Source organism: Ochrobactrum sp. S1502_03 (assembly GCF_044435015.1).
Taxonomy (GTDB): Bacteria; Pseudomonadota; Alphaproteobacteria; order Rhizobiales; family Rhizobiaceae; genus Brucella; species Brucella chromiisoli.
Window position 1 is genome coordinate 82510 of record NZ_JAYEXN010000010.1, and the last position, 21956, is coordinate 104465.

The following is a 21956-nucleotide window of genomic DNA, read 5'->3' on the forward strand; positions in this document are numbered from 1 at the left end:
TGAGCGAGTTTTGAGCGAGCAGTCTGCGTGTAAAATGACAAAGACTGTCGGAGCGGGTCGATGGAATCCACAATAATCATTGTTAATCTGTGCGGTGCAGTTGCACTTTTGCTGTTCGGTCTTGCGCAGGTTAAGGATGGTGTGCAGCGTGCTTTCGGAGCCAGTCTGCGAACAGGACTGGCGAGCGGGACCAGTACTGGGTTGCGCTCTTTTGTGGCAGGTTTTGTTGCAACGATTGGGCTTCAAAGTTCCACGGCGACTGCGCTGATGGTTGCGTCGTTTGTTGAACGAAAATTTATTCAGCAACGCATGGCACAGATTGTTTTGCTGGGCGCAAATGTCGGCACGGCTGTCACGGCGTGGATCGTCGCCACTGGCATAGAATGGTTGTCGCCTCTGCTCATCCTGGTTGGCATGATCTTGCTCAAGAAGGGAGCAGGCAGTTTGCGTGGCGTTGGATCTGTACTCACGGGTGTAGGACTGATGCTGCTTTCACTGCATCTTCTCAGTATGGCGACGGAGCCGGTTCGTCAATCACTGGCCGTGGCGGGATTCGTTGCTATGTTAGATAACGCCTGGCCGGTCGCACTTCTTTTTTCCGCCGCGATTGCGTTTATTTCATCGTCTAGTCTAGCAGCCGTCGTGCTGATCCTTTCGCTTGCAACAACCGGCGTTTTGCCTTCCGCTCTGATCATTGTACTTGTTCTGGGAGCTAACTTAGGTGGTGCCATTCCTCCCGTCATTGCCTCACTGGGAGGGGAAGCTTCCGCAAAACGGGTAACACTCGGAAATCTGTTCGTTCGGGCGACCGGTTGTTTGCTGGTTCTTCCCTTTGCCCAGTATGGGGCGGATCTTGCCGCAGCCTTATCTCTTTCAGCAGCTAAACTGCCCGTGGATGCGCATTTGGCGTTCAATGTCGCCCTTGCTGTCTTCGCATGGCCGTTATCGCGCGTGCTGTCTGTGCTGATGGTCAGACTTGTTCCTGAGCTGCCACAAGGTGAAACCGGCGCGTGTTTTCTTGATGTTCAGGAACTGTCCACTCCGGTGATGGCGCTGGCGAGTGCCACTCGGGAAGTCCTTAGCATTGGTGATCTGATTGAACGCATGCTGATGCGTCTGTCATCCGCATTTCAGAACAGCGATCCTGTGGCTGCGGAGGCGATTTCAGAGCTCGAACAGCGTGTTGATTTTCTGTATCAGGAAGTAAAGGTCTATCTTTCGCAACTTGGGCGTCAGAAACTGAGTGAAGAAAACGGGCGCAGGTCTATTGAGATCATCGACTACGCGGTCAATCTTGAACATATCGGTGACATTATCGAAAAAAGTCTGGTGCCAACTTTGGCGAAGAAGGCTGCACTGGGCTTGAGCTTCTCAGAGGATGGATTTGGTGAACTTTTATGTTTATTCGATCTGACGGTTGATAATCTGCGCACGGCTCAAACCATTTTTGCAACCAGAGATTTTGATCTCGCGAAGCGTTTGATGGAGATTAAGATTGAGGTGCGTCGAATGGAAAAATTTTCTTCCGAACAGCATTTGGCAAGACTTCGTGACGGAAAGGTCGAAAGTCTTCGGACAAGTTCTATCCATCTGGACTTGTTGCGCGATTTAAAACGCATCAACGCCCATGTTGTTTCTGTCGCGCATCCGATACTGGAGGAAGCCGGGCTATTGAGTGATAGCCGGGTGGCTTCTGCATAGGCTCAGCCCTGTGCATTTTGGCGTCTGAAGGATGTGGACCATCCGCTGGGCTACTTTGTAAGAAAAGTTCCAGAATCCCCGCATTTCCTTCGCCTTTTTTCCTCGTATCCAAACGGATGGTCTCATACCATTTTCATCAAATTAATGGGCCTTGAGCCTAAAGCGCCTGATGCATCATTCGGATCGCAGAAGCTAGTATCGCTTGTTGGATTACCAGAAAATGTTGCGCACGAACGGCTGCCTAAATGGAAAAATGCGTCTTCAATTTTTCTGAAAACAATCGATGAGAGCGCGTTGCGATCAGATTGGATCAGATCAGCGCTCGAATATCATTCAGTATGTTTGTAGACGGACGCTTATAGAAAAGCCGCCGGGTTTCATCCGGCGGCTTTTAATTTTTCAGTCTGGCAAAGGCTTAGAATTTATAAGCTACGCCAATGCGAATATCATTGGTTTTGACCGAATTACGCATGGCAGTATCGCCAAAATCGAAATTATCTTTCCCAAAGTCGGTATAACGATATTCGAGACGTAAAATGACATTGTTGGTAGCCGCGTAATCAACACCTGCACCGATTGTCCAACCGGTTTTTGTCTTGCTGTTGCTGAAGTCGCGTGCTGAATCAGCATAGCTGGTCTTAATATTACCAAATGCAAGACCACCCGCGATATATGGCATGAAGCGATCAATAGCATAACCGGCGCGAGCACGTAGCGCACCCGACCATTCAAGCTGTGACTTGGTTGTATAAGACAGCGTATTCTTGAACGCATAATCGTTCGACTTCTTCAAGTCATTGTAGTCGAAATTGCCTTCTAGGCCCAAAATGACATTGTTTCCCATATCAAAATTGTAGCCAGCATAAACACCGCCGAGAAACCCATTAGAATTGAGATTTTCCGACGAGTCGGCAAAATCCCATGCAGATACTTTTGATTTGGCCCAGCCCCAGCCGATTTCACCGCCCACATAAGCGCCACCCCATGAAAAGACCGAAGCCATTGGCACAGGTTCCTGGGAAGTGATCGCGTCAGCGGCATGTGCAGCAGATGCTGTCATGATTGCAAAAAGAGATGCGCCGGCGAATTTTTTAAAAGACATAATAACTCCATCAATAAATAAGAATCAATAAAAGTATTTATATGTTTCACGAGTGGTTTTGTATGTACCATTATTACAACAGTGAAAGAAATTAACAAATTATAAAGTTTATATAATTTAAGTTTATTATAATATTGTTTTTCACGGATATGCGCTTTTGATATAAGCTTCGTTTAATTGAGAAGATAGGATTCTAAGCTCATCATAGCATGATCAAAGGAAGCGATGATGAGACGGAAGTTGGTGCTGCAGACATTGGCGGCTGAAAAGACGATCAGGGAAATATGCCGCGCGCGCAAACACCCTCGGCTGAACCCGAGAAGCTTGGCTTGTCATGTGACCGGCAGCTTGCGCGCGTGGTCGGTCATTTCTTTCTGCCCAGCAATTCCGTCTTGCTGAGCGCTCCGGCTAAAAAACGTTTTCTAGCGTCAGTGCACCGACCTTGGCATAACGCGTTTTAACGTCGGCGGTTGGAGCCGGAGAATCAGCCTTGGTCTCATCGGCGAAAACGCCAGTCGTCCCCTCAGGGCGATGGTCCTTCCATTGTTTGATATGGCTCGCGTGCAGGTCAAACGGCTTGGATAATTCCAACAAGTGTCTGCTCGCCTCTGATCGCAGCGAACGTAACTTTTGCCTTAAAAGCTGCCTATGGTTAGGGTGGGGGCGCCTTGTCATGCTATCGCATGTTGCCGGCATCCAAGCCGAACTCCGGCGGAAATCCTACTTATCCCAGCTGTGCAGATTTGCCGAGCCAGCTTTCTTTGCCGCCCTCCCACTTAACTTGCATATCCATATGAAGCCGGTAAGGGAGAGCAGCTGTTTTGACCGCAATTTAGTTGGTTAGTCTTTTATTGCGGGAGATCACCAGCTTTAGGCAACTGAGCCCATTCGGCTAGGAATGTGTCGCGGCTTTTTGCAGCATCAGCCTCATCAAGTTCAAATACTTTGACGTCAGCGAGTTCTGGCAGTTCAACGAACTCGGATACTTTGATATCGTTGCGGCTTGGGCGACGGAATGCAACCTTCAAGAGCTCAGTTTGTGCCTCCTTGGAAAGAAGGGCGTCGAGCGCTTTCTTCGCGTCATCTCCACTTGGTGCATTCTTGAACAATCCGGCAAATTCCGGCGTCATGAACGTGCCTTCGGATGGATATACAAGGGACAATTCTTCCTGTCCGCCGTCGATGTAAGGATAGGCTGTTGCCTCAAACGTCAAGCCGATCGTGTATTCACCCATTGCCGTACCTTTTGGTACATTGGAAGCAGCCCCCGATGTTACGATATTGGCTACAACAGCCTTAAACGTGTCTTCATCAAGCAGTTTTGAAAGTCCCCAGGCAATCGTATAGCCGGTTGAACTGTTGACTGGATCAGGCATGATAATCTTGCCTTTCCATTCAGGCTTGGCCAGATCAGCCCATTTTTTAGGCGCTTCATTGTCTTGCAGTTGATCGGAGTTGACCAGCATTGTCACCAGATGAACATTGGCTGGAATAAACAGATCGCCACTGTAATGCAGATTTTGCGGAATGGCCTCCAGTGCAGATGCCTTATAGGGTTCAAATAGCTTTTCAAAAGCGCCGAGGGTATTGGCGGATGAAGACCAGAAAATATCGCTCTGAGGTGCAGATGCTTCTGCTTCCGCGCGTCGCAAAAGAACACCAGAACCTCCAGTGATCACACCGAGATTTTGTCCGGTCTTTTCTTTGACAACAGACTGTACAGCCTCATAGGCTTGAACCGGGTTGGACGTGTAAAGCACCGGATCCTTGGCCAATGCCGGTAGCGTGAGGCCGAGCGACAAAGAGCCAGCTAATAGATAAGACGATAGTTTCATGTTTTCCTCGCATTTGATGAAGTGATTGAGCAGTTGACCTGCTTCGTTGATTTATTTGGAAGCAAAGACATCGATCCGGAACAGTTTCGTGGCAACGATGATGGGCACAAGAATGACAGTCACCAACACCAGGCCATAAGCTGACGCGTAAGCCATGAGACCAGAATCCAGCAGCCGGAAGACTTGAATTGGCAGTGTTTCTCGCCCGCCGGAATAGACCAGAATGGATGCTGATAATTCGGCCACTGTTGTTGTCCACGTCAGGATTGCAGCGGATGCTATGGCTGGAAGCATCATAGGAAGCACGACCTTGAAGAAAGACCGCACGGGTGGAACACCCAGACTGATTGAAGCTTCTTCAATCGAATTCGGTATGTTCTGTAAAATGGCTTGAGAGTTCCGCATGCCAAACGGCATTCGGCGCACCACATAGGCCAGAACAATGATCATCGCTGTACCCGACAGCGGTAACCAGCCACCGTGGAAGGTTGCCAAGAGGCTGACGCCCAAAACCGTACCCGATAAGGCGAGTGGTATAGCTGATATGTAATCGATGACCGGGGTGACCAAATTTGGCTTTTTAACCACCAGATAGCTGACGATGGCACTGAAGATGATCGATATGAATGTAGCTGTTGCTGCATAGGTGAGAGAGTTGACCAGCGGCTGCGGCGCAGTGACAAAAACGCGCGCGATGTTGGAAAATGTCCAGTTACCCCATTGCATCACCGGCCCACGCGATGCTGTAAATGCGCCAACGACGATCACACAAAGCGGCAACAGTGATACGATAACGATAAATCCTGCGCTGATAGCGACGAGAAGTCCTTTTAATCCCTGCAACGGCACTGGCTTTGCGCCGCGTCCCTGAACGATTTCAAAACGCCCGCGCGACACAATGAAACGGTTGCAGAAAAGCACGAGCATAACGATTAACACTGAGACGCTGGCAAGCGTCGACTGCATGGTAATGTCACTTGCACCTTCTGCCACTGCTGCCTGATAAGTGACGACTGAAAGCAAGGGTAGTCGGTGGCTCAAAATCATAGAGATAGCAAAGTTACCCACCACCATCGTGAAAACAAGCAGGGCCGAAGCAAGCACTGTCGGAAGAATTACCGGCAGCATGACGCGCAAACGGGACTTTGCAGGGCTTGTCCCCAAGGATTGAGCGGCCTCCTCAAGTTGCACATCAAACTTACCAATCGCTGCCACAACGCCGATGTAGATGTAGGTGTAATAGATGAAGCTCATGGAGACGATGAGGCCGAACCAGCCATAGAAGCTTGGTAAGATGATGCCGTAGCCCTTAAGAAACCGCGTCACTAAACCATTGTTACCCAACATCATGAGCCAGGTTTGGGCTGCAATGACTTCTGGCAGCACCAAGGTGATCAATGGCAAAAGCGCGATGAGCCACTTTCCGGGAAAAGTATAGCGAGCCGTCACATATGCCAATGGAACGCCAATAAGGGTGCAGAATACAGTGACGACCGAGGCCAGTATAAGGGTATTTTGTATCGCGGCTATATAGCGTGGATTGTCCAGAAGACGCATCCAGCCATTCTGGCCTTCGCCCACGAAACTGGCGCTCAGAATGGTGAGCAGCGGATAAAGTATAAAGATACATAACAGCGCGAGAGCCAGCAGGCTCAACCAGAACCAAGGTGTGTGGAGCGTCTTCTTCATGATGCAATCACCAATGCCTGATCGGGATTGATTGTCACATGAACCTGATCGCCTGGTCCGAACGCATCATGGTTTTGGCCATGTAATTCGGCCAAGAGTTGCAGGCCGTCATGCATATCGAGGCGATAGCTTGTCTTGGTGCCCAAGTATTGACGACTATACACCTTTCCCGGAAGCGTTTGTTTGCCTTCGGAGCTGATAGCGGAGATATGAAGATTTTCAGGGCGAATAATCAAAATTCCTCCCTGTTCCGATTTTTCAATGCGATTATCGGTCGCGCTGATTATCTGTGTGCCTATGCAAACACTGGCGTAATTAGTCTGGGTTGACTGCACTTTGACTGGAATACAGTTGGCGGAGCCGACAAAGTCAGCCACATAACTGGTACGCGGCGTTGTGTAGATTTGTTTGGGTGTACCAATTTGCTCAAGCGCTCCACGATTCATGACACCAATTTGGTCTGACATAGCCAGAGCTTCTTCCTGGTCATGGGTAACAAATACCGTGGTGATGTTGTCCTCGCGCTGCAATTCGCAGATTGTCTCGCGGATCTGGATGCGCAGCTTTGCATCCAGATTAGACAGCGGTTCATCCATCAACAGAACGGCTGGCTTGATCACCAGCGCGCGGGCGAGGGCCACACGCTGGCGCTGGCCACCGGATAGTGCCGCCGGGTGACGTTGGGCAAGGTGGCTCAGGCCAACACGTTCAAGGGCCTGACCAATTTTGGCTTTGGCGCTTTCACCTTTTTCGCCACGAGCGGTTAAGCCATAAGCAACATTCTGCTGCACTGTTTTGTCAGGGAAAAGCGCATAATCCTGAAAAACCATCCCGATATTGCGCTTATACGGTGGCAGGTGCGTGACGTCCTTGTCACCGAAACGAATTGAGCCGTTGGATGCGCCCACAAATCCGGCGATGGTGCGCAACAATGTTGTTTTGCCGCAGCCGGATGGTCCCAAAAGCGTAAAAAAGCACCCCTCAGGAATGTTGAGTGACAATTGAGAGATGACGTTTTCTTCTCCGTAAGTCACATCTAGGCTTTCGATTTTAATGCCCATTTATGCGTTCCCATTTTTATTTTCATTTCGTTATAGCAGGCGGCAATGCGAATGTTTTACGCGGCAGGGATAGCCTCTTTCAGGCTGGAGTTAACCACTTCCAGCGCCTGCGCATGGCAACGCTCATCACCAGCCGCAAGAATGGTGCCGTTGCTGGCTAAAGTCAGCGGTTGACCCTGCCAGTCTGTAATTTTTCCACCCGCGCCTTCGATAATCGGACGATAAGGCGCAAAATCGTAAATCTGTTGCCCTGCATCGATGGCAAGATCCGTACGCCCTTCAGCAAGTCTGCCATAATTGAGGCAAGCGCCACCGTAAACACGATTGGCGGTTTTGCGGCGCAGGGCATTCAGGGCAGGCAACTGGCCCGCTGACATATAATCCTGATTTGAATTGGTCATAAGCGCAGTTGCGAGGCTCTCACAGGGGCGGCATCTTACTGCCTGATCATTGAGGCGTGTGTTTTGCCCAGTCGCACCGATCCAGCGTGTGCCGAGCACAGGATTATCGATCACGCCGACCTGTGGCACGCCATCAATCGCAAGCGCGATCAGTGTTCCCCACACCGGAATACCGACGATGAAGGGGGCGGTGCCGTCGATTGGATCAAGAATCCATACATGCGATGCTTGTGTATCGACGCTGCCTTCTTCTTCACCGATGATGCCATGATGCGGATATTGTTTGCGAATTTCTACGCGCAGACGATGTTCTATGGCGCGATCGTACTTCGTCACTAAACTGCGATCCGGCTTCACCTCGATATCTGAAGCTGAATTTTCGCTGCCGGACAGTTCATTGGCTAGTGTTTCACGCGCTATGTCCGCCAAAGCGGCAGCGAAGCCAACAAAATTGCCCAATTCTGACGACGACATAATAAATTTCCCCAACGCCTCTTATATAAAGCTAGCAACAAATAAAAAATGTGGCAATAGTTGGCATATGTGTTTTTTTGTGTTTTTTGATGTGTCAAGCAAAACGAACGGATTGGATCATGTGGCAGGACGAGCGGCATAAGAAAATTCTGGATTATCTCACGGCTTTCGGTCGCGTCTCAATTGACCAGATCACAGAGGAAATGAGCGTTTCGCGCGAAACCATCCGTCGCGACCTTATGGAGCTTGAACTGGCAGGTAAACTAAAGCGTGTCCGCGGTGGTGCCGTTTCACTGGCCAAGGAAGATACTGATTATTATGTGCGCATCAAACAAAGACTGTTCGAAAAACAAGCCATTGCGCTGGAGGCGCTTAATCTGCTTTCCAATGACATGACTGTATTCATTGATGCGGGTACCACAACAACTGTGATGGCAGAGGTATTGGCCAATCATCATAATCTGACTGGTCTCAATATTCTTACCAATTCGATTGATGTGGCGCGTTTACTATCGGGTAAAGAAAGCGACACCTATCACCGTTATAAGGTGCATCTGCTTTCTGGTGATGTGCGCCAAGATCCTCTCGAAACCTGGGGCGCATCAACCATCAATGATATTTATCGCTATCGTGCGGATGTGGCGTTGTTAGCCCCTTGGGGCATTGATCCAGAGCTTGGCGCGATGAACCATTTTATCCATGGTGCGGAAATAGCAAGAGCCATGGTACGCAACTCAGCAAAGACTATTATCCTTGCTGATCATTCCAAAATCAGCGCGCCAGCCCGTTCCGTCTTTTGTACAATTGACGAAATTTCACATTTGATCGTCGACAGAAAGGCGCGGGAGATGCCTGAATTTTCTGCTTTGGAAAAAGCGATGACGAGTGTCATTGTAAGCAAATAATCGTTATGAGTTGCCTATTAACGATGAAATGGCGCTATCATAATGCCATTTCCAGAATACTGGTTGCAGATAAATGTTCACGCTTAGGCAGTTACGTTATTTTATCGCATGTGCTGAGCAGGGCTCTGTTACGCGTGCTGCGCAATCGCTATTAATTTCCCAATCGTCAATTACAGAGGCAATCAAAGAGCTTGAAGCAGATCTCAACGTCACACTTTTCGAGCGGCATCCACGCGGCTTGATCGTTACCCATAGTGGCCATCAGTTTATGCGTCATGCGACCAAGATATTGGCTGATGTCTCCGATGCGCGGCGTTCGTTTTCAAGTAAACAAGTCGCAGAAAAGAGAACATTGCATCTCGGCGTCACGTCACTGGTTGCGGGCTACGTTCTGTCTGATCTGTTGGCACGCTATCGCAGGGCAAGTCCAATCCGCAGTCATGGGCTTTACGCGCGTACTCGCACAAGAAGTTGGAATCTACGGGATTGCGGCAAACTGCATCTGTTCAGGCATTATTCTCACCGATATGGGCCGTGTTAATCTCGGCGATATTCCGTTCATTGTTTATGCACTCCATGACAAGCGCGGGAAATCGACGGGGATGAAGATGGTGCATATCAAGTTGCATAATGCGCCGGATGGGCATTTCTTCATGCATCCACGTGCGCGGCCAACGCACCATATCGTTCCAGATATGGATGTAGCAAAAAGCCAGAAATAGTATCGTAAAGCTTTTGGGCTCATTCCAATACTATGACGGTCCGTGAAAAAGCATCCCGAAAACTGGAAACTGTTTTCGGGATGCGAATTAATCAAGTTTTTCATTGCCGGATTTTTTTCCGATAATTCATTGATAGTTATAGCTCTGGCGGTTATTCCTTTCATGAAGGTTTCTGCGAAGCAGAACATTAAAAATCAGCGTCTAAGGGGAGTAAAAAGTGTCTTTTATCTCAACAGTCGTTCCATTTCTTTCGGACGTGTCAACCTATCAGATCCCCCACGATGTATGGTTTGCATGTACGGCTCTTTTGTTCCGCGATGCTGGTGGTGGTGCCTATGCAGGACGTACGATGGAACTGTCGATGGAGCTGCCATACGTGGTCGCCAGTATCCCGAAAGGCCACCAGTTCTCATCAGTGGTTGATGGTCACGATCCTTTGGAGTTTCAGAGCAAATACGGGATTTTTGCGATTGCTGTTCCAAATGGAAGCATCGCTGATCTCAAAATTGTCGAGGGTCTGAATGAAGCCGGTCTGACTTTCAGCGTGCTTGCTTTCGCAGGTGCATCAGGGCCTGCCGATAATGCGGCCAAGACAAAAGCAATGCTTGCGGCAATTGATCTTGGCGCATGGACACTGGCGCAGTTCGCGACAGCCGCTGAAGTAAAAGCAGCATTGACTGAAAACACAGTGATTTTGACGTCACTCGTACCGTTACACGGTGCAAAAACGCCTTTCCATTTTGTGGTGCATGATCGCACTGGCAAATCGATCGTCATTGAGTTTTCGAGTGATCGGCAGAATGTGTATGACAACCCTGTCGGGGTGATGACCAACGGGCCCGAGTTCACATGGCATTTGACCAATCTTAACAATTATACGTTCCTGAATAATCTTGATCAGTCGACAGGCAAGTTTGGGGACTTGCAGGTTTCGCAGCCGGATTCAGGGATTGCAACGGCTGGATTGCCGGCTTCCAATACATCCGTGGGACGTTTTGTGCGCGCTGCTTATTATTCAACCTTTGCAGAAAAAACTGCGCCAGAAAAAGCAATCCGTGCGCTTGGCCATATCATGAATAACTTTGATCGTCCGCGCGGCATCACTATTGATCCTCCGCAGTCGGGTGGACTGGATATTGAAGGTTTCTCAGCGACAGGTGGTCAGGAATACAAAACCGAATATACGTCATGGACGGTGCTTGGCGATCTGACCAACAATGACTTCTATGTGCGCACATATGATGCAATCAATTTTATCAAGTTTGATCTGAATCGCCTTTTTGCGCAGGGGGACCTTAAGGTTGCGCCACTGGATAAAATCTCATCAATAGACACGCTTGATGCAACGGATATGCTGCTCAAGTAGCAGTATCAATCAGATTACCGATTAATCATCGGCATTAATCGGTAGCGCAAACAATAGAGCGCCGTTCCGGCTCAATCCGCTTGGCGCTCTTGGAGCATTTTCTGCTTTGATTGAATCATTGGAAATGCTCTATCTTTTTGTTTTCACGCATTATCCCGCGCAAACCGCTTCGCGCTTTTGCTGGAAATGCTCTCAATCCGCTCTACGACGATAAAAACGAAGTGTTGTAATTCATGGCATATCAACCGGCGCAATGGTTACGCAATCTGGCTCAGATTTCGCCCGCGCCTTATTGGCCGTGGCGACATTCGCTGCGATTGACTTTGCTAACCACTGTGCCGATGAGCATCGGCTTTTTGACTGGGCATGTTGTGCCGGCAATGCTCGTTTGTCTGGGTGGCCTGCTTACGGGCATAAGTGAAAAGAACGATCCTTATCTTGCCCGGTTTCGCCGCATGCTTATCACGACCCCTATGGGGATGAGCGGTTATCTCATGGGTTCGCTGATTGGCGGTCACGGTATTGCGACAATTGCAGGTGTTGTGGTGGTTGCGTTGCTGTCGGGCTTGATCAGTGGCTATGGCGCAGCGGTTTCGGCTGGTGCTCTTCAAATGCTCGTTATGACCATTGTGGCGGCACATGTTCATTCGACAGCGTCAGTCTGGCTGATGCCATCGCTTTTTGCCAGCGGCGCAGCCTTTGCCGCCACTTTGCTTGCAGTCGAAGCACTTGTGAGTCCCAAGAGACCGGAGCGTGAGATCGTATCAGGCCTGCTTGACGCACTGGCTAATCTTGCACGGACCCTCATCCAGGCAAGGCCAGGTGACACCAGTGTTGAAACGGCTATTCGCGATGTCCATAATGCGCAGTCAAAAGCATATGCAGCCCTGATGCATAATCAGCTTCAGGCGGATGGGCGTTCGGTTGCCAGAGACTGGAGCGCGAATATTCTTTCCATAACGGATCGGATAGCCGCTCTTTTAAGTGCATCCTCCGACAACACCACTCTATTGAAATACGTTGCGGATCGATTGGAATTTCTGGCGAAAGCGATCATGTATAAGGCCGCGCCGAACCCGATGCAGATTGATAGTCAGAACAATAATCCGCTGATGTATAATGTCTCGCAGTTATCCGACATTATATGGTCACCTAAGCAATCTGCCCAATCACTTTCTCTGCTGCATTTATTTTCGCTTGATCGCTCTAAGCCGGGTTTCAGTTTTTCCCGATTGAAGGCTCGATTGCTGCTGGGGCCTGAAGTTGTGGGTGCTGCGATCCGGCTTGCAATCTGCATGTTGATCGCGATGGTGGCTGAGTTTACAGCGCCCGGTTATCGTTCTTATTGGATACCGCTTTCCGTGGCCGTTATTCTAAAGCCGGATTTTGGATCGGTTTTTGTGCGGGCGGTGCAGCGAAGTGCAGGGACATTTATTGGCGTATTGATTGCGACGGCGATCTTTATGATCTTGCCGAAGGATTTTTATCTGGTTTTTGTGATCGCAATTCTGAGCGCTGTTATGCCGTGGGCGGCGCTTAAAGGGTATGCTTTGCAATGCACTTTCCTGACACCGCTGATACTTATCCTGATGGATTTGATCGTGGCGGGCCCGACTGTCAATTATGGGGTCCAGCGTCTTACCGATACAGTACTTGGCGCGGGCATAGTTCTGGTTTTTGGTTATCTCATTTGGCCAAAATCGATAGATAAATCAATTAAGTCCAACTTCTCCAAAGCTCTTGTGATGATTGCAGATTATCTGCGCAGTACCGCTTTGAATTCAACGGATACAGCTGATGCCGCGCCTCAATTTTTTGATCAAAGCGCGATAAAACGGCATGCCGCTTACAGCGCATTGTCCAATTTGCGCGTTCAACTTCAGCGTTCAACCTCAGAGCCTCCGCCTGCGAGTACGGAAGCGCTGGCATGGTTGCCGGCAATTGCCACTGCCGACAGAATATGCGAGTGCGTTACCAATTACGCTCTTGTCAGTGACAGTGGCGATAGAACATCAGATTCTGAAATCGCCAGTGAGTTAGCAGATATGCTGGAGGGGATTGCCAATCCAAAGGATGGCGAGGTCAGTCAATGGGATGAGCTTGATAAGCTTCATCAACGTATACATGACGGCGGTGTAGATAAATCTTTGGTAGACCTGTATGAAAATTTACTAAAAATAAAAGGCATATAGGGACGCCAGAAGAGTTTGATCAATCTGTAAGGCTAAAATGCTGGTCTTTATTTTTTGAATTGTTGCTTCCTTCAACGATTTTGACTAAAGACCAGAATTTTAATCACAATTTTATTTGATCAAGAGATGATCAACCTGTTTTTACGCACTACCCAACGCAAAACCCATCCCCGTACCAACAGCCTGTTCCGGCTTACATTCCCTTTCATAATTGGCGTTCACGTTCGGTTGCTTACAGTGCAATCCAGAAGTGCCCTTATGATGAGAGGATTACCGGGATGTTGGCTTGCTCAAGTATACTGGATAAATTCGGGGACGGTCTCTCATTTGTGATGACCGTTGTAATGTCGTAAACTGAACCGAGTTTCACCATGGCGCGTTTGCCAAATTTCGAGCTGTCTACTGCGAGCAGTTTGTGCGCAGCCTGTCGGAGAGCTGCCGAAACGACAGCTACTTCTGTGTGATCGTCGTCGCAAAGGTCGCCGTCATCATCGACGCCACTGACGGAAATGATTGCATAGTCAAACTTGAAGCGCCGGATGAAATCCGGCGTATCTTCCTGAAACATTCCACCATCGATAGGCCTTACGAAACCGCCGGGAACAGCGAGCGTGAAATCCGTTTTCTCACTAATAATGGCGGCTGATCGCAGGCTGTAAGTGACGATGTGTAGCTGTGTTTTGCCGATAAGCGCATTGGCAATGGCTTCGCATGTGGTGCCGGTGTCAAGAAAAATAGTGGCGTTGTCAGGAATGAGCGCCACAACAGCTTCGGCAATGCGCGCCTTCTCATCTGTTCTGTCATGTCTGCGCTGACGATAGGTTATCGGATCAAGCGGAGCGAGTTGCGATACGCCACCATGCAGCCTTCTGACTTTGCCCTGACGCTCCAGATCAGCAATGTCACGCCGCGCCGTCTGTGTGGTGACGCGGAATCGCCCGGCGATCTCTTCAAGAGAAACATAATGGCTGTTCTCAATCCATTGCAGCAGCATCTGCTGCCGTATTTCCTTCTTCGTGCCACCGGATCCAGAAAGTTCGCTCATGCTCGCCGTCGCATCCTTTTGCGGTTGGTTGCTCAGATCCATCTGTCATTCTCGGGTTGAAATAGGCAAGGAAATTGTAGGGTTAGACAGCAAGCATCTAACTGAATTGGTAGCAAATAAAAATGTAATATTAATGACATTTATTGTTCGAAAATATCAAAATCCCAATATCGAAATCCAGATGGCGAGAGAAATGTGATAAAAGTGACATTGAACTCTGTCATTTCAGCATCAGGTGACGTTGAATGATCAATTCAGCTGTCACAGTGATGGATGGGAAGAATTTTCCTAGAAAAGGACTGAGGGATGGCACAGGGAACAACAAAGAGTAGCCGAAAATTTCTGGGTTTGACTGGACGGCTCTTATGTGGTGTCGCAATTGCAGGCATTGCCGCTGCTCCAGCACATGCCGCGGAAAACTATGACATTCGCGTCATGACGCTCAACATCTGGAATAAATTCAAGCAAAATCCGGAGTTGATAGCGGATTTCATGGCTGCCGCTAATTTCGATGTTCTTGGAATGCAGGAAGTCAATAACAGCACCTACGTCACCCGCATACCAGATTTTCTCGAAACTGCCGGTCGCGGTAAGTATGGGAATGTGCAGGTCAGTGATGTAGGTATTATATCCCGTTTGCCGGGGTCCTTCGGTACAATTAATCTGGGAGGGACAACGCAAGGCCGCTACGTTAGCTATACCCAGCTTGATGCTCAAGGTTCCCGCCCGCAGACGATGATCGGTACGGTTCATCTCGATTACGCTGACAGCTCGAACAGTCGCGTTAGCGAAGCGAAAGCGCTCAATGACTGGGCGAAAGGTTCCACGCAGCCAATTATCGTGCTGGGTGATTTTAACGCGGGTGACGTTTCTGAGCGTGGCCTTCATCACGTTGATGCGCAGATCCGGCTGATGCAGCAGTCAGACGGCAATACTTTTTATCGTGACCTGTCGCGGCAGTACGTTCTCAATGCCAACCAGTCGACGATGCGTGCAGTGATTCAGGACGCGTATCCCGGACAAAACATCGACAATCTGTCATGGAAGGAGTGGGGCGATGCTCTTTCTAGCGCCTATAAAGCAGGCAAGGATGTTGGTCTCTTAGAGGAAACCTACCCGGTTGATAACAACACGCCTGTTACGATGAATGTGCTCAAAAAGCAGTATATGCTGCTTCAGACCGATGCGATCCGCGAAGGTTTCAAGCCTCACGAACTTAATGATGGCAGCACCACATGGCCGTCGGCAGGCGAAGACGCGACCAATGTTTGGGCAAGCTGGGACCGCGCCAAAATCGATCATTTCCTTGCTTCGCGACCGTTCGGCAAGTGGTACGCAATCGTCGATGATCCCAATGATCCTTATACAGGTGTGGTCAAGGATATCTTTGTTACCAGGCCGGATGGCACCAAGACACCAATTTCCGATCACGAGCCGGTCGCACATGATTTTCGCTGGGTTGGCCCACAGCTTCAAACCTATACAGAAAACGGCGCCAGCAAAACGCGTCTTGTCTGGGGGGCGGGAGCTTATGGTTTCGAAGACAAGAACAAAGAATTCATTCTTACCCGAAACAATCAGCGCACAGATCTTTATCTCGGTCAGATTTCGGATGACGACGGCAAACCAATCATCGATGGTTTGACACTTGAAGAAAAGAAGACGCTGCTTAACTGCAACAGTACGGATGCACGTTTCCAGGAGGCAATCAAGGACTATTGCATTGATGATCACTCGTTCATCGGGGAAACAGCCGTAACCGACGGAGGGACGATCCTTGTCAATGAAGATGCAGCCTTGGGAAATGCTGATGCTCGTCTGCGCCTGATCAACGGTGGCTTGCGTATCACTGGTAGCGACATGAAAACACTTGATCGCACAGTGTCCCTTGAAGGGCTTGGCTGGATTGATATTGCTGACGCGAATAATCGCGTTACGCTGTTGCAGCAAGCCACGGGCGAAGGCGCTTTGCTCAAGCGCGGAGCCGGTACGCTGGTTCTCGGTGAGGCCAACAGCTATACGGGCGGTACTTTGGTTGAAGCTGGCATGCTTCAGGCTGGCGCTGCAGGCTCGTTTGTCAACAATACTGCCTTTGTTGTGAATGGCGGAAAGCTTGATCTCAACAATTTTGATGTGACCATGTCATCACTCACGGGCGAGGGCGGTGCTTTGAGCCTTGGCTCAGCAGCAGTGGCCATAAACCAGTCAGTCAATACGCGCTTCGACGGCGATATCGATGGTACAGGCAGTCTTAGCAAATCAGGCGCAGGTGTTTTGGTTCTGAACGGCGTCAATACTTATTCGGGTGGAACCACTGTGAAAGAGGGTGGGCTCATCATTGGCGATGCATCCCATTCCAATGCGTTCCTTGGCGGCATGGTCAGCGTGGAAAAAGGGGCTTATCTTGGCGGTGAAGGCATTGTCGGCGGACTTTATGCCGGAGCTGGCAGCGTCATTGCCCCTGGCAATTCCATTGGTACACTGAAGGTTGCTGGCGATCTGACATTTGATGCAGCAGCCACTTATGTCGCTGAAATCGACGCTTCCGGTAAAAGCGATCGTATCGATGTCAGTGGAACTGCAACGCTTGGCGGCGCAAAGGTCTATGTCGAAAAAGCAGCAGGCACCTATATGCCGGGTAAACGCTATATCATTTTGAGTGCTGAAGGCGGCATCATGGGCTCGTTTAGCGATTTCACTCAGAACATGCCATTTGTGGACCTTGGTTTGGCTTACGATGCTAACAAAGTTTACCTCGACATTGCTCGTAACGCTGTCGATTTCACTGCCCCAGCAAAGACAAGCAATCAGAAGTCTGTAGCGGTAACGGTCGAGGCTCTTGGCGCAGGTAATGCTGTTTACGATACGGTGGTCATGCAACAGAGCGCAGACGATGCACGGCGCGCATTCAATGCGCTTTCAGGAGAAATCCACGCATCAACCAGAACTGCACTTATTAACGACAGCTCCATCATTCGCAATGCTGCTATGGATCGTATCGGCGCGGCCTTTGGCAGAGATGAAAATACGTCTGCTATTGCAACGGATGCGGATTCTGCGCAGCGCGCCGCAATTTGGGGGCAAGCGCTCGGTCAATGGAGTGAAACCGGAGCCGATGGAAATGCTGGCAAGTTGAAGCAATCGACCGGCGGCTTTGTCGCTGGTTATGATGCAGAAGTCTTTGAAAACTGGAGACTAGGCGCACTTGCGAGCTATAGTCGTACCAGTTTTGATGTGAATGATCGCAGCTCGTCGGGCCACAGCGACAATTATCATCTTGGTATTTATGGTGGTACGCAATGGGACCAAACCATGCTCAAGGCAGGTCTCGCCCATAGCTGGTACAAGATCGAAACCGACCGCTTCGTTGCATTCCCTGGGTTCTCTGAAAGCCTTGATGCTGATTACAATGCAAATGCATTCCAAGCATTTGGTGAATTATCTCACCGTTTCGATCTGGACGGAACAGCGATAGAGCCATTTGCGAATGTTGCGGTGGTTCGTCTGCAGACCGACCGGTTCAATGAGCATGGCGGCAATGCAGCCCTCCATATTGGAAAAGAAACGACGACGGCCGCGTTCACCACGCTTGGTCTTCGCGCTTCTGCTCCAGTCGTGTTCCACAGCATGAATGCCAAGCTAAACGCTACGGTTGGTTGGCAGCATGCCTATGGCGATACCGTCCCAACGGTGGCAGCCGCCTTTGATGCCGGAACAGTATTTGAAGTGGGAGGTGATCCAATTGCCAAGGATGCTGCAATCATCAAGACAGGGTTTGATATCGATCTCGGCAAACAGACGACGCTGGGGCTCGAATATTCCGGGCAATATGGTTCGAACTTTACTCAGAACTCTGGCAAAGCCAGGCTCAGCGTAAAGTTCTAATCCCCACCCAGAAGAATCTATCGCCAGCAAAAACCTGATTTCGCTGGCGATAGAAACACAAACTGCTTCGCATTTTCGCTGGAAATACGTTAGCCGTTTATTTCCGCCAGTGCCTGCGTTTCGTCGGTGTCGATAGGACATGGCCGGCGATACGACGGTCCATGCCGAAAGCGATTGCGTCTATTCTCAGCTCATCAGATTCTGAAGGAGTGGTGGAATGCGTGGCGCGGATATTTTGGTGCAAATGCTGGTTGGCTACGGAGTTGAGACAATCTTCGGGGTGCCCGGTGATACCAACGTTCCATTCTATGAAGCATTGCAACAACGCGAAGGCGAAATCCGTCATATCATGGCACGCGATGAACGTTCTGCCGGCTACATGGCTGATGCCTATGGACGCTTCTCCAATAAGCCGGGGGTCTTCGAATGTCCGTCGGGCGCAGGTGCCATGTACTCGCTGCCGCCCGTTGCTGAGTCAAACGGCTCGTCTATCCCGGTTATCCTGCTGACGATCGACATCCCGCTGCCGGGCGAAGGGCGTGGTGTTCTGACCGAACTTGACTGCGCCAAACTCTTTGAACCGGTGACAAAGCTCTCGGTGCAAGTAAAATCAGCCGAGAAACTGCCAGAAATCATCCGTCGTGCGTTCCGTGTCGCCTGTTCCGGAAAACCGGGCGCGGTGCATCTCCAAATACCTGAGGATATGCTGCTTGCGGATGTCGATCCGACCCGAATATCCTTGCATGTGGAAGAAGAGTGCAAAACCTTCCCGGCTTTCCCGACGCTGCCGCCAAAAAAGAAGCTCTACGAACTAGTGGAACTGATTGCCAGGGCTGAGCGTCCTTTGATTGTTGCAGGCGGCGGTGTCAACCGTGCCCATGCGGGCGGGTTGATTACCAAGTTTGCCGAACGTTATGGTATTCCCATGTGCACGACGATGACCGGTCAGGGGGCTATTGATGACGATCACCGTCTCGCCATCGGCGTGATTGGGGATAACGGTTATCATCCGCATGCCAACTGGGCTCTGGAACATTCCGACTTCACGCTTTTTGTCGGTTCGCGCATCGGTTCTGTGGTGACAATCGGTTGGACTTTCCCGAAGATCACACTCAATAGACGCCTCGCGCAGATTGATATTTCGCCAGAAATTATGGCTAACAACTATGAAAACCTGCTCTCCATTCAAGGTGATGCGTTGCTGGTTATGGATGAGTTACTGCAAATTGAGCTGACTATTGAGCCTGAAAAACACGATCGCTGGATTGAGGAGCTGAATGCGCATCGCCGCGAGTTCTGGGAACATGCCGAAGAAGCTCTTAGCGATGAACGTGTTCCCTTGCGCCCTGAGCGCGCCGTGCGTTCCTTCAACGAAGCGCTGCGCCAGTCTGGAAAACCGGCACTGATCTATTCGGATGCAGGCACGCCCACACCCTATATGACCCGTTTTCTCAAGATCAACGACAGCGAAACACGTTTTGCCATTCCCCGCGCTTTCGGCGGACTGGGCTCAGCTCTCCCTGCAACGGTGGGTGCATGGCGCGCCGATCCCAACAAACGCCCCATCGGGCTGTTTGGCGATGGTTCTTTTGGGATGACGGTAGGCGAGCTTGAAACGCTGGTGCGTTTACAGGTACCAGCGATCCTTATCCTATTTAACAATGGCACTTTTGGCTGGATCAAAGGTCTGCATCGTCTCAAAGGGCACAATCAATGTTTCGGCGTGGATTTTCTGGCACCGAAGGGGCAGGCAATTGCAGAGGCCTATAGCCTGAAGGCCTGGACTGCCAAGACGGCAGATCAACTCGATAATGCGATGGCGGAAGCGTTTGCTTGGAATGACGGCCCCTGTTTTATAGATGTCCATGTTGAATCGATCGCCGAGCGTGTGCCGCCGGTCTATTCATGGCTTCTAAAACGCGGCGAAGACCCGCTCAATTTTAAGCCTGTTGAGCGTTCTTACGCCTGAATTTGCGACGCCGCAGCCAGAGAGTGTCTGTGGCGTTTCGCTTCTGCTATGAAACCGTCGCGAAACAGGTGAACATTTTTGGAACCCTGACGGGCCTGTGCCACACAGAGGAAATAGCTTTCTCCCGATGTTTGCACACGATCAAGCGCAAGCTTGAGTTTTCCTGATCGCAACTCATCCTGCACGAAAATTCTGGGCGCTATGGCAAGGCCCATACCGGCGACAGCACATTCGATAATGATGTCATGCGTTGGCAGACGCGGTCCAAAAATACGCTTATTGTAATGGATGCCGGCACCGCGCAGCCAGTGTAGCCAAAGGCTTGGCCGGTTTGAGTTTTGAATGAGCGGAAAGTCGAGCAGTTCGACATCTCCTGCCAGTCCGTTTTCAGGAACAATATCCGGAGAACCGACGACCACAAGTTCTTCAGGGAAGAGCAGGTGGCTGCGGACATTCACCCAGTTTCCGATACCACGCAGGAGAGCGAGATCAAGGTCGGATTTGCTCCAATCTAGGTCATGGGTGCAGGGAAACACTTCAAACCATATTTGCGGATGCGTTTTGGCGATGGCGCTGATAATGCCCGGCGCCCATTTCCGCATCAGTGTTGGCGGTAGCCCGATCTTGAGCAAGCTTTGCGTTTTGTATCCACGCACCGCGTCCATTGAGACTTCTTCAAGCTTTGCCAGGATGCGTGACACTTCTTCGTAATAGCTCTGCCCTTCTTCCGTCAGAACCAGACGTGGGCCCGCGCGCTCAAAAAGCTTAAGCCCTAGAAACAATTCAAGATTTTGAATCTGGCGGCTAACGCCGCTTTGCGTCATGCCGAGATTTTCGGATGCACGTGTGAAACTTAGATAACGCACGGAAGCATCAAAAGCGTGTAGCGCAGAAAGAGATGGAAGAAAGCGGCGCATCGGATTTCCTCGGAATTTCGTCATGAGTTTAAGTCATGCTTAATCCAATTTTCAATGCTTTTATTTGATGAAAAAGAGCCGCATTCTCTCTAAAAAATAAACATAAGGGAACACGATGGACTACGGTGATAGTATCGACCGAAATCTGGTCAGTATCCTGGAAGAAAACGCGCGTTTGCCTGCAAGCGAGCTAGCCCGGCGCGTGGGTCTTGCTCGGTCGAGCGTTCAGGAGCGGATTGGCCGTCTTGAGCGACGCGGCGTTATCCTTGGCTATCGGGCGATTGTTCGTCGCGCGCGAGATGACAATAGCATTTCGGCTTATATGTTTATCAATGCATCGCAGCGAGTTTTGCAAAGGCTCTTTAAAACCCTGCGAGCTTATCCAGAAATTTTGACGGCTGACGCGGTCAGTGGACCTGCAAATATTTTCTGCCATGTACATGTTGGCTTTCTTGAAGATCTTGAAGCGCTCATAGAAGAACTTGCGCAAATCGAGGGCGTTGAGAACATCAGTTATTCAGTCGTGCTTTCAAATAAAATTAATAGGGAAGGCAGCTTTGCAGTCATACGTGCATAATCAAGCCGATTCCATAAGAGCCTGAATCATAATGAATTTAACGATATCAGGCTCTTGCGATGCGCCGCGTGAGGAAGCGTATGTTTGCGATGTAGACCCACGCTTCGGAAGAAGC

15 protein-coding genes and 2 pseudogenes are annotated in these 21956 nt (G+C 50.0%); 9 read left to right on the top strand and 8 right to left on the bottom strand.

Annotation, left to right across the window (positions count from 1 at the left end):
- Positions 1-60: 60 nt before the first annotated feature.
- The gene (locus tag VBH83_RS09455; protein ID WP_265986028.1) at positions 61-1701 is read left to right on the top strand and encodes a Na/Pi cotransporter family protein; all 1641 of its coding nucleotides are present in this window, start codon (positions 61-63) and stop codon (positions 1699-1701) included.
- 415 nt (positions 1702-2116) lie between these two features.
- On the opposite strand, the gene VBH83_RS09460 is transcribed toward VBH83_RS09455, so the two are convergent.
- From VBH83_RS09460 to VBH83_RS09485, 6 genes and pseudogenes are all read right to left on the bottom strand, one after another.
- Positions 2117-2803, bottom strand: a complete 687-nt coding sequence (locus tag VBH83_RS09460) for an outer membrane protein (RefSeq protein ID WP_265986030.1) — start codon at positions 2801-2803, stop codon at positions 2117-2119.
- 335 nt (positions 2804-3138) lie between these two features.
- Positions 3139-3499: pseudogene (locus tag VBH83_RS09465) on the bottom strand (transposase); the annotation flags it as partial.
- A gap of 152 nt (positions 3500-3651) precedes the next feature.
- Entirely contained in the window at positions 3652-4638 is a 987-nt protein-coding gene (locus VBH83_RS09470; RefSeq protein ID WP_396997372.1) for an extracellular solute-binding protein, read from the bottom strand.
- Positions 4639-4689: 51 nt separating this feature from the next.
- The gene (locus tag VBH83_RS09475) at positions 4690-6327 is read right to left on the bottom strand and encodes an iron ABC transporter permease (protein ID WP_265986034.1); all 1638 of its coding nucleotides are present in this window, start codon (positions 6325-6327) and stop codon (positions 4690-4692) included.
- Complete coding sequence (locus VBH83_RS09480; protein ID WP_396997374.1) at positions 6324-7388, bottom strand: ABC transporter ATP-binding protein; 1065 nt, start codon at positions 7386-7388, stop codon at positions 6324-6326. The genes VBH83_RS09475 and VBH83_RS09480 overlap by 4 nt, the downstream gene beginning before the upstream one ends.
- Positions 7389-7444: 56 nt before the next feature.
- A complete protein-coding gene (locus VBH83_RS09485; protein ID WP_265986038.1) occupies positions 7445-8263 on the bottom strand; it encodes an inositol monophosphatase family protein in 819 nt (272 codons plus the stop codon).
- 119 nt (positions 8264-8382) lie between these two features.
- Between VBH83_RS09485 and VBH83_RS09490 the strand changes: the two genes are divergently transcribed.
- From VBH83_RS09490 to VBH83_RS09510, 5 genes and pseudogenes are all read left to right on the top strand, one after another.
- Entirely contained in the window at positions 8383-9168 is a 786-nt protein-coding gene (locus VBH83_RS09490; RefSeq protein ID WP_265986039.1) for a DeoR/GlpR family DNA-binding transcription regulator, read from the top strand.
- A 73-nt stretch (positions 9169-9241) separates the two neighbouring features.
- Positions 9242-9598 (top strand): annotated as a pseudogene (locus tag VBH83_RS09495) (LysR family transcriptional regulator); the annotation flags it as partial.
- 97 nt (positions 9599-9695) lie between these two features.
- On the top strand, positions 9696-9890 hold the full coding sequence (locus VBH83_RS09500; protein ID WP_265986041.1) for a hypothetical protein: 195 nt from the start codon (positions 9696-9698) through the stop codon (positions 9888-9890).
- A gap of 217 nt (positions 9891-10107) precedes the next feature.
- Positions 10108-11256, top strand: coding sequence for a linear amide C-N hydrolase (locus VBH83_RS09505; RefSeq protein ID WP_265986043.1), 1149 nt, complete (start codon positions 10108-10110; stop codon positions 11254-11256).
- Positions 11257-11876: 620 nt separating this feature from the next.
- Positions 11877-13448: an FUSC family protein gene (locus VBH83_RS09510; protein WP_396997377.1), complete on the top strand. Its 1572-nt coding sequence runs from the start codon at positions 11877-11879 to the stop codon at positions 13446-13448.
- 256 nt (positions 13449-13704) lie between these two features.
- On the opposite strand, the gene VBH83_RS09515 is transcribed toward VBH83_RS09510, so the two are convergent.
- On the bottom strand, positions 13705-14535 hold the full coding sequence (locus tag VBH83_RS09515) for a DeoR/GlpR family DNA-binding transcription regulator (RefSeq protein WP_265986044.1): 831 nt from the start codon (positions 14533-14535) through the stop codon (positions 13705-13707).
- Positions 14536-14799: 264 nt separating this feature from the next.
- Between VBH83_RS09515 and VBH83_RS09520 the strand changes: the two genes are divergently transcribed.
- Entirely contained in the window at positions 14800-18378 is a 3579-nt protein-coding gene (locus VBH83_RS09520) for an autotransporter domain-containing protein (protein WP_265986046.1), read from the top strand.
- A 217-nt stretch (positions 18379-18595) separates the two neighbouring features.
- On the top strand, positions 18596-20347 hold the full coding sequence (locus tag VBH83_RS09525) for a thiamine pyrophosphate-binding protein (RefSeq protein WP_396997380.1): 1752 nt from the start codon (positions 18596-18598) through the stop codon (positions 20345-20347).
- Here the strand turns inward: VBH83_RS09525 and VBH83_RS09530 are convergent.
- Entirely contained in the window at positions 20338-21264 is a 927-nt protein-coding gene (locus tag VBH83_RS09530) for a LysR substrate-binding domain-containing protein (RefSeq protein ID WP_265986049.1), read from the bottom strand. The genes VBH83_RS09525 and VBH83_RS09530 overlap by 10 nt on opposite strands.
- A 115-nt stretch (positions 21265-21379) precedes the next feature.
- Here VBH83_RS09530 and VBH83_RS09535 point away from each other — a divergent pair, with 115 nt between their 5' ends.
- Positions 21380-21841, top strand: coding sequence for an Lrp/AsnC family transcriptional regulator (locus VBH83_RS09535; RefSeq protein ID WP_265986050.1), 462 nt, complete (start codon positions 21380-21382; stop codon positions 21839-21841).
- Positions 21842-21956 lie beyond the last annotated feature (115 nt).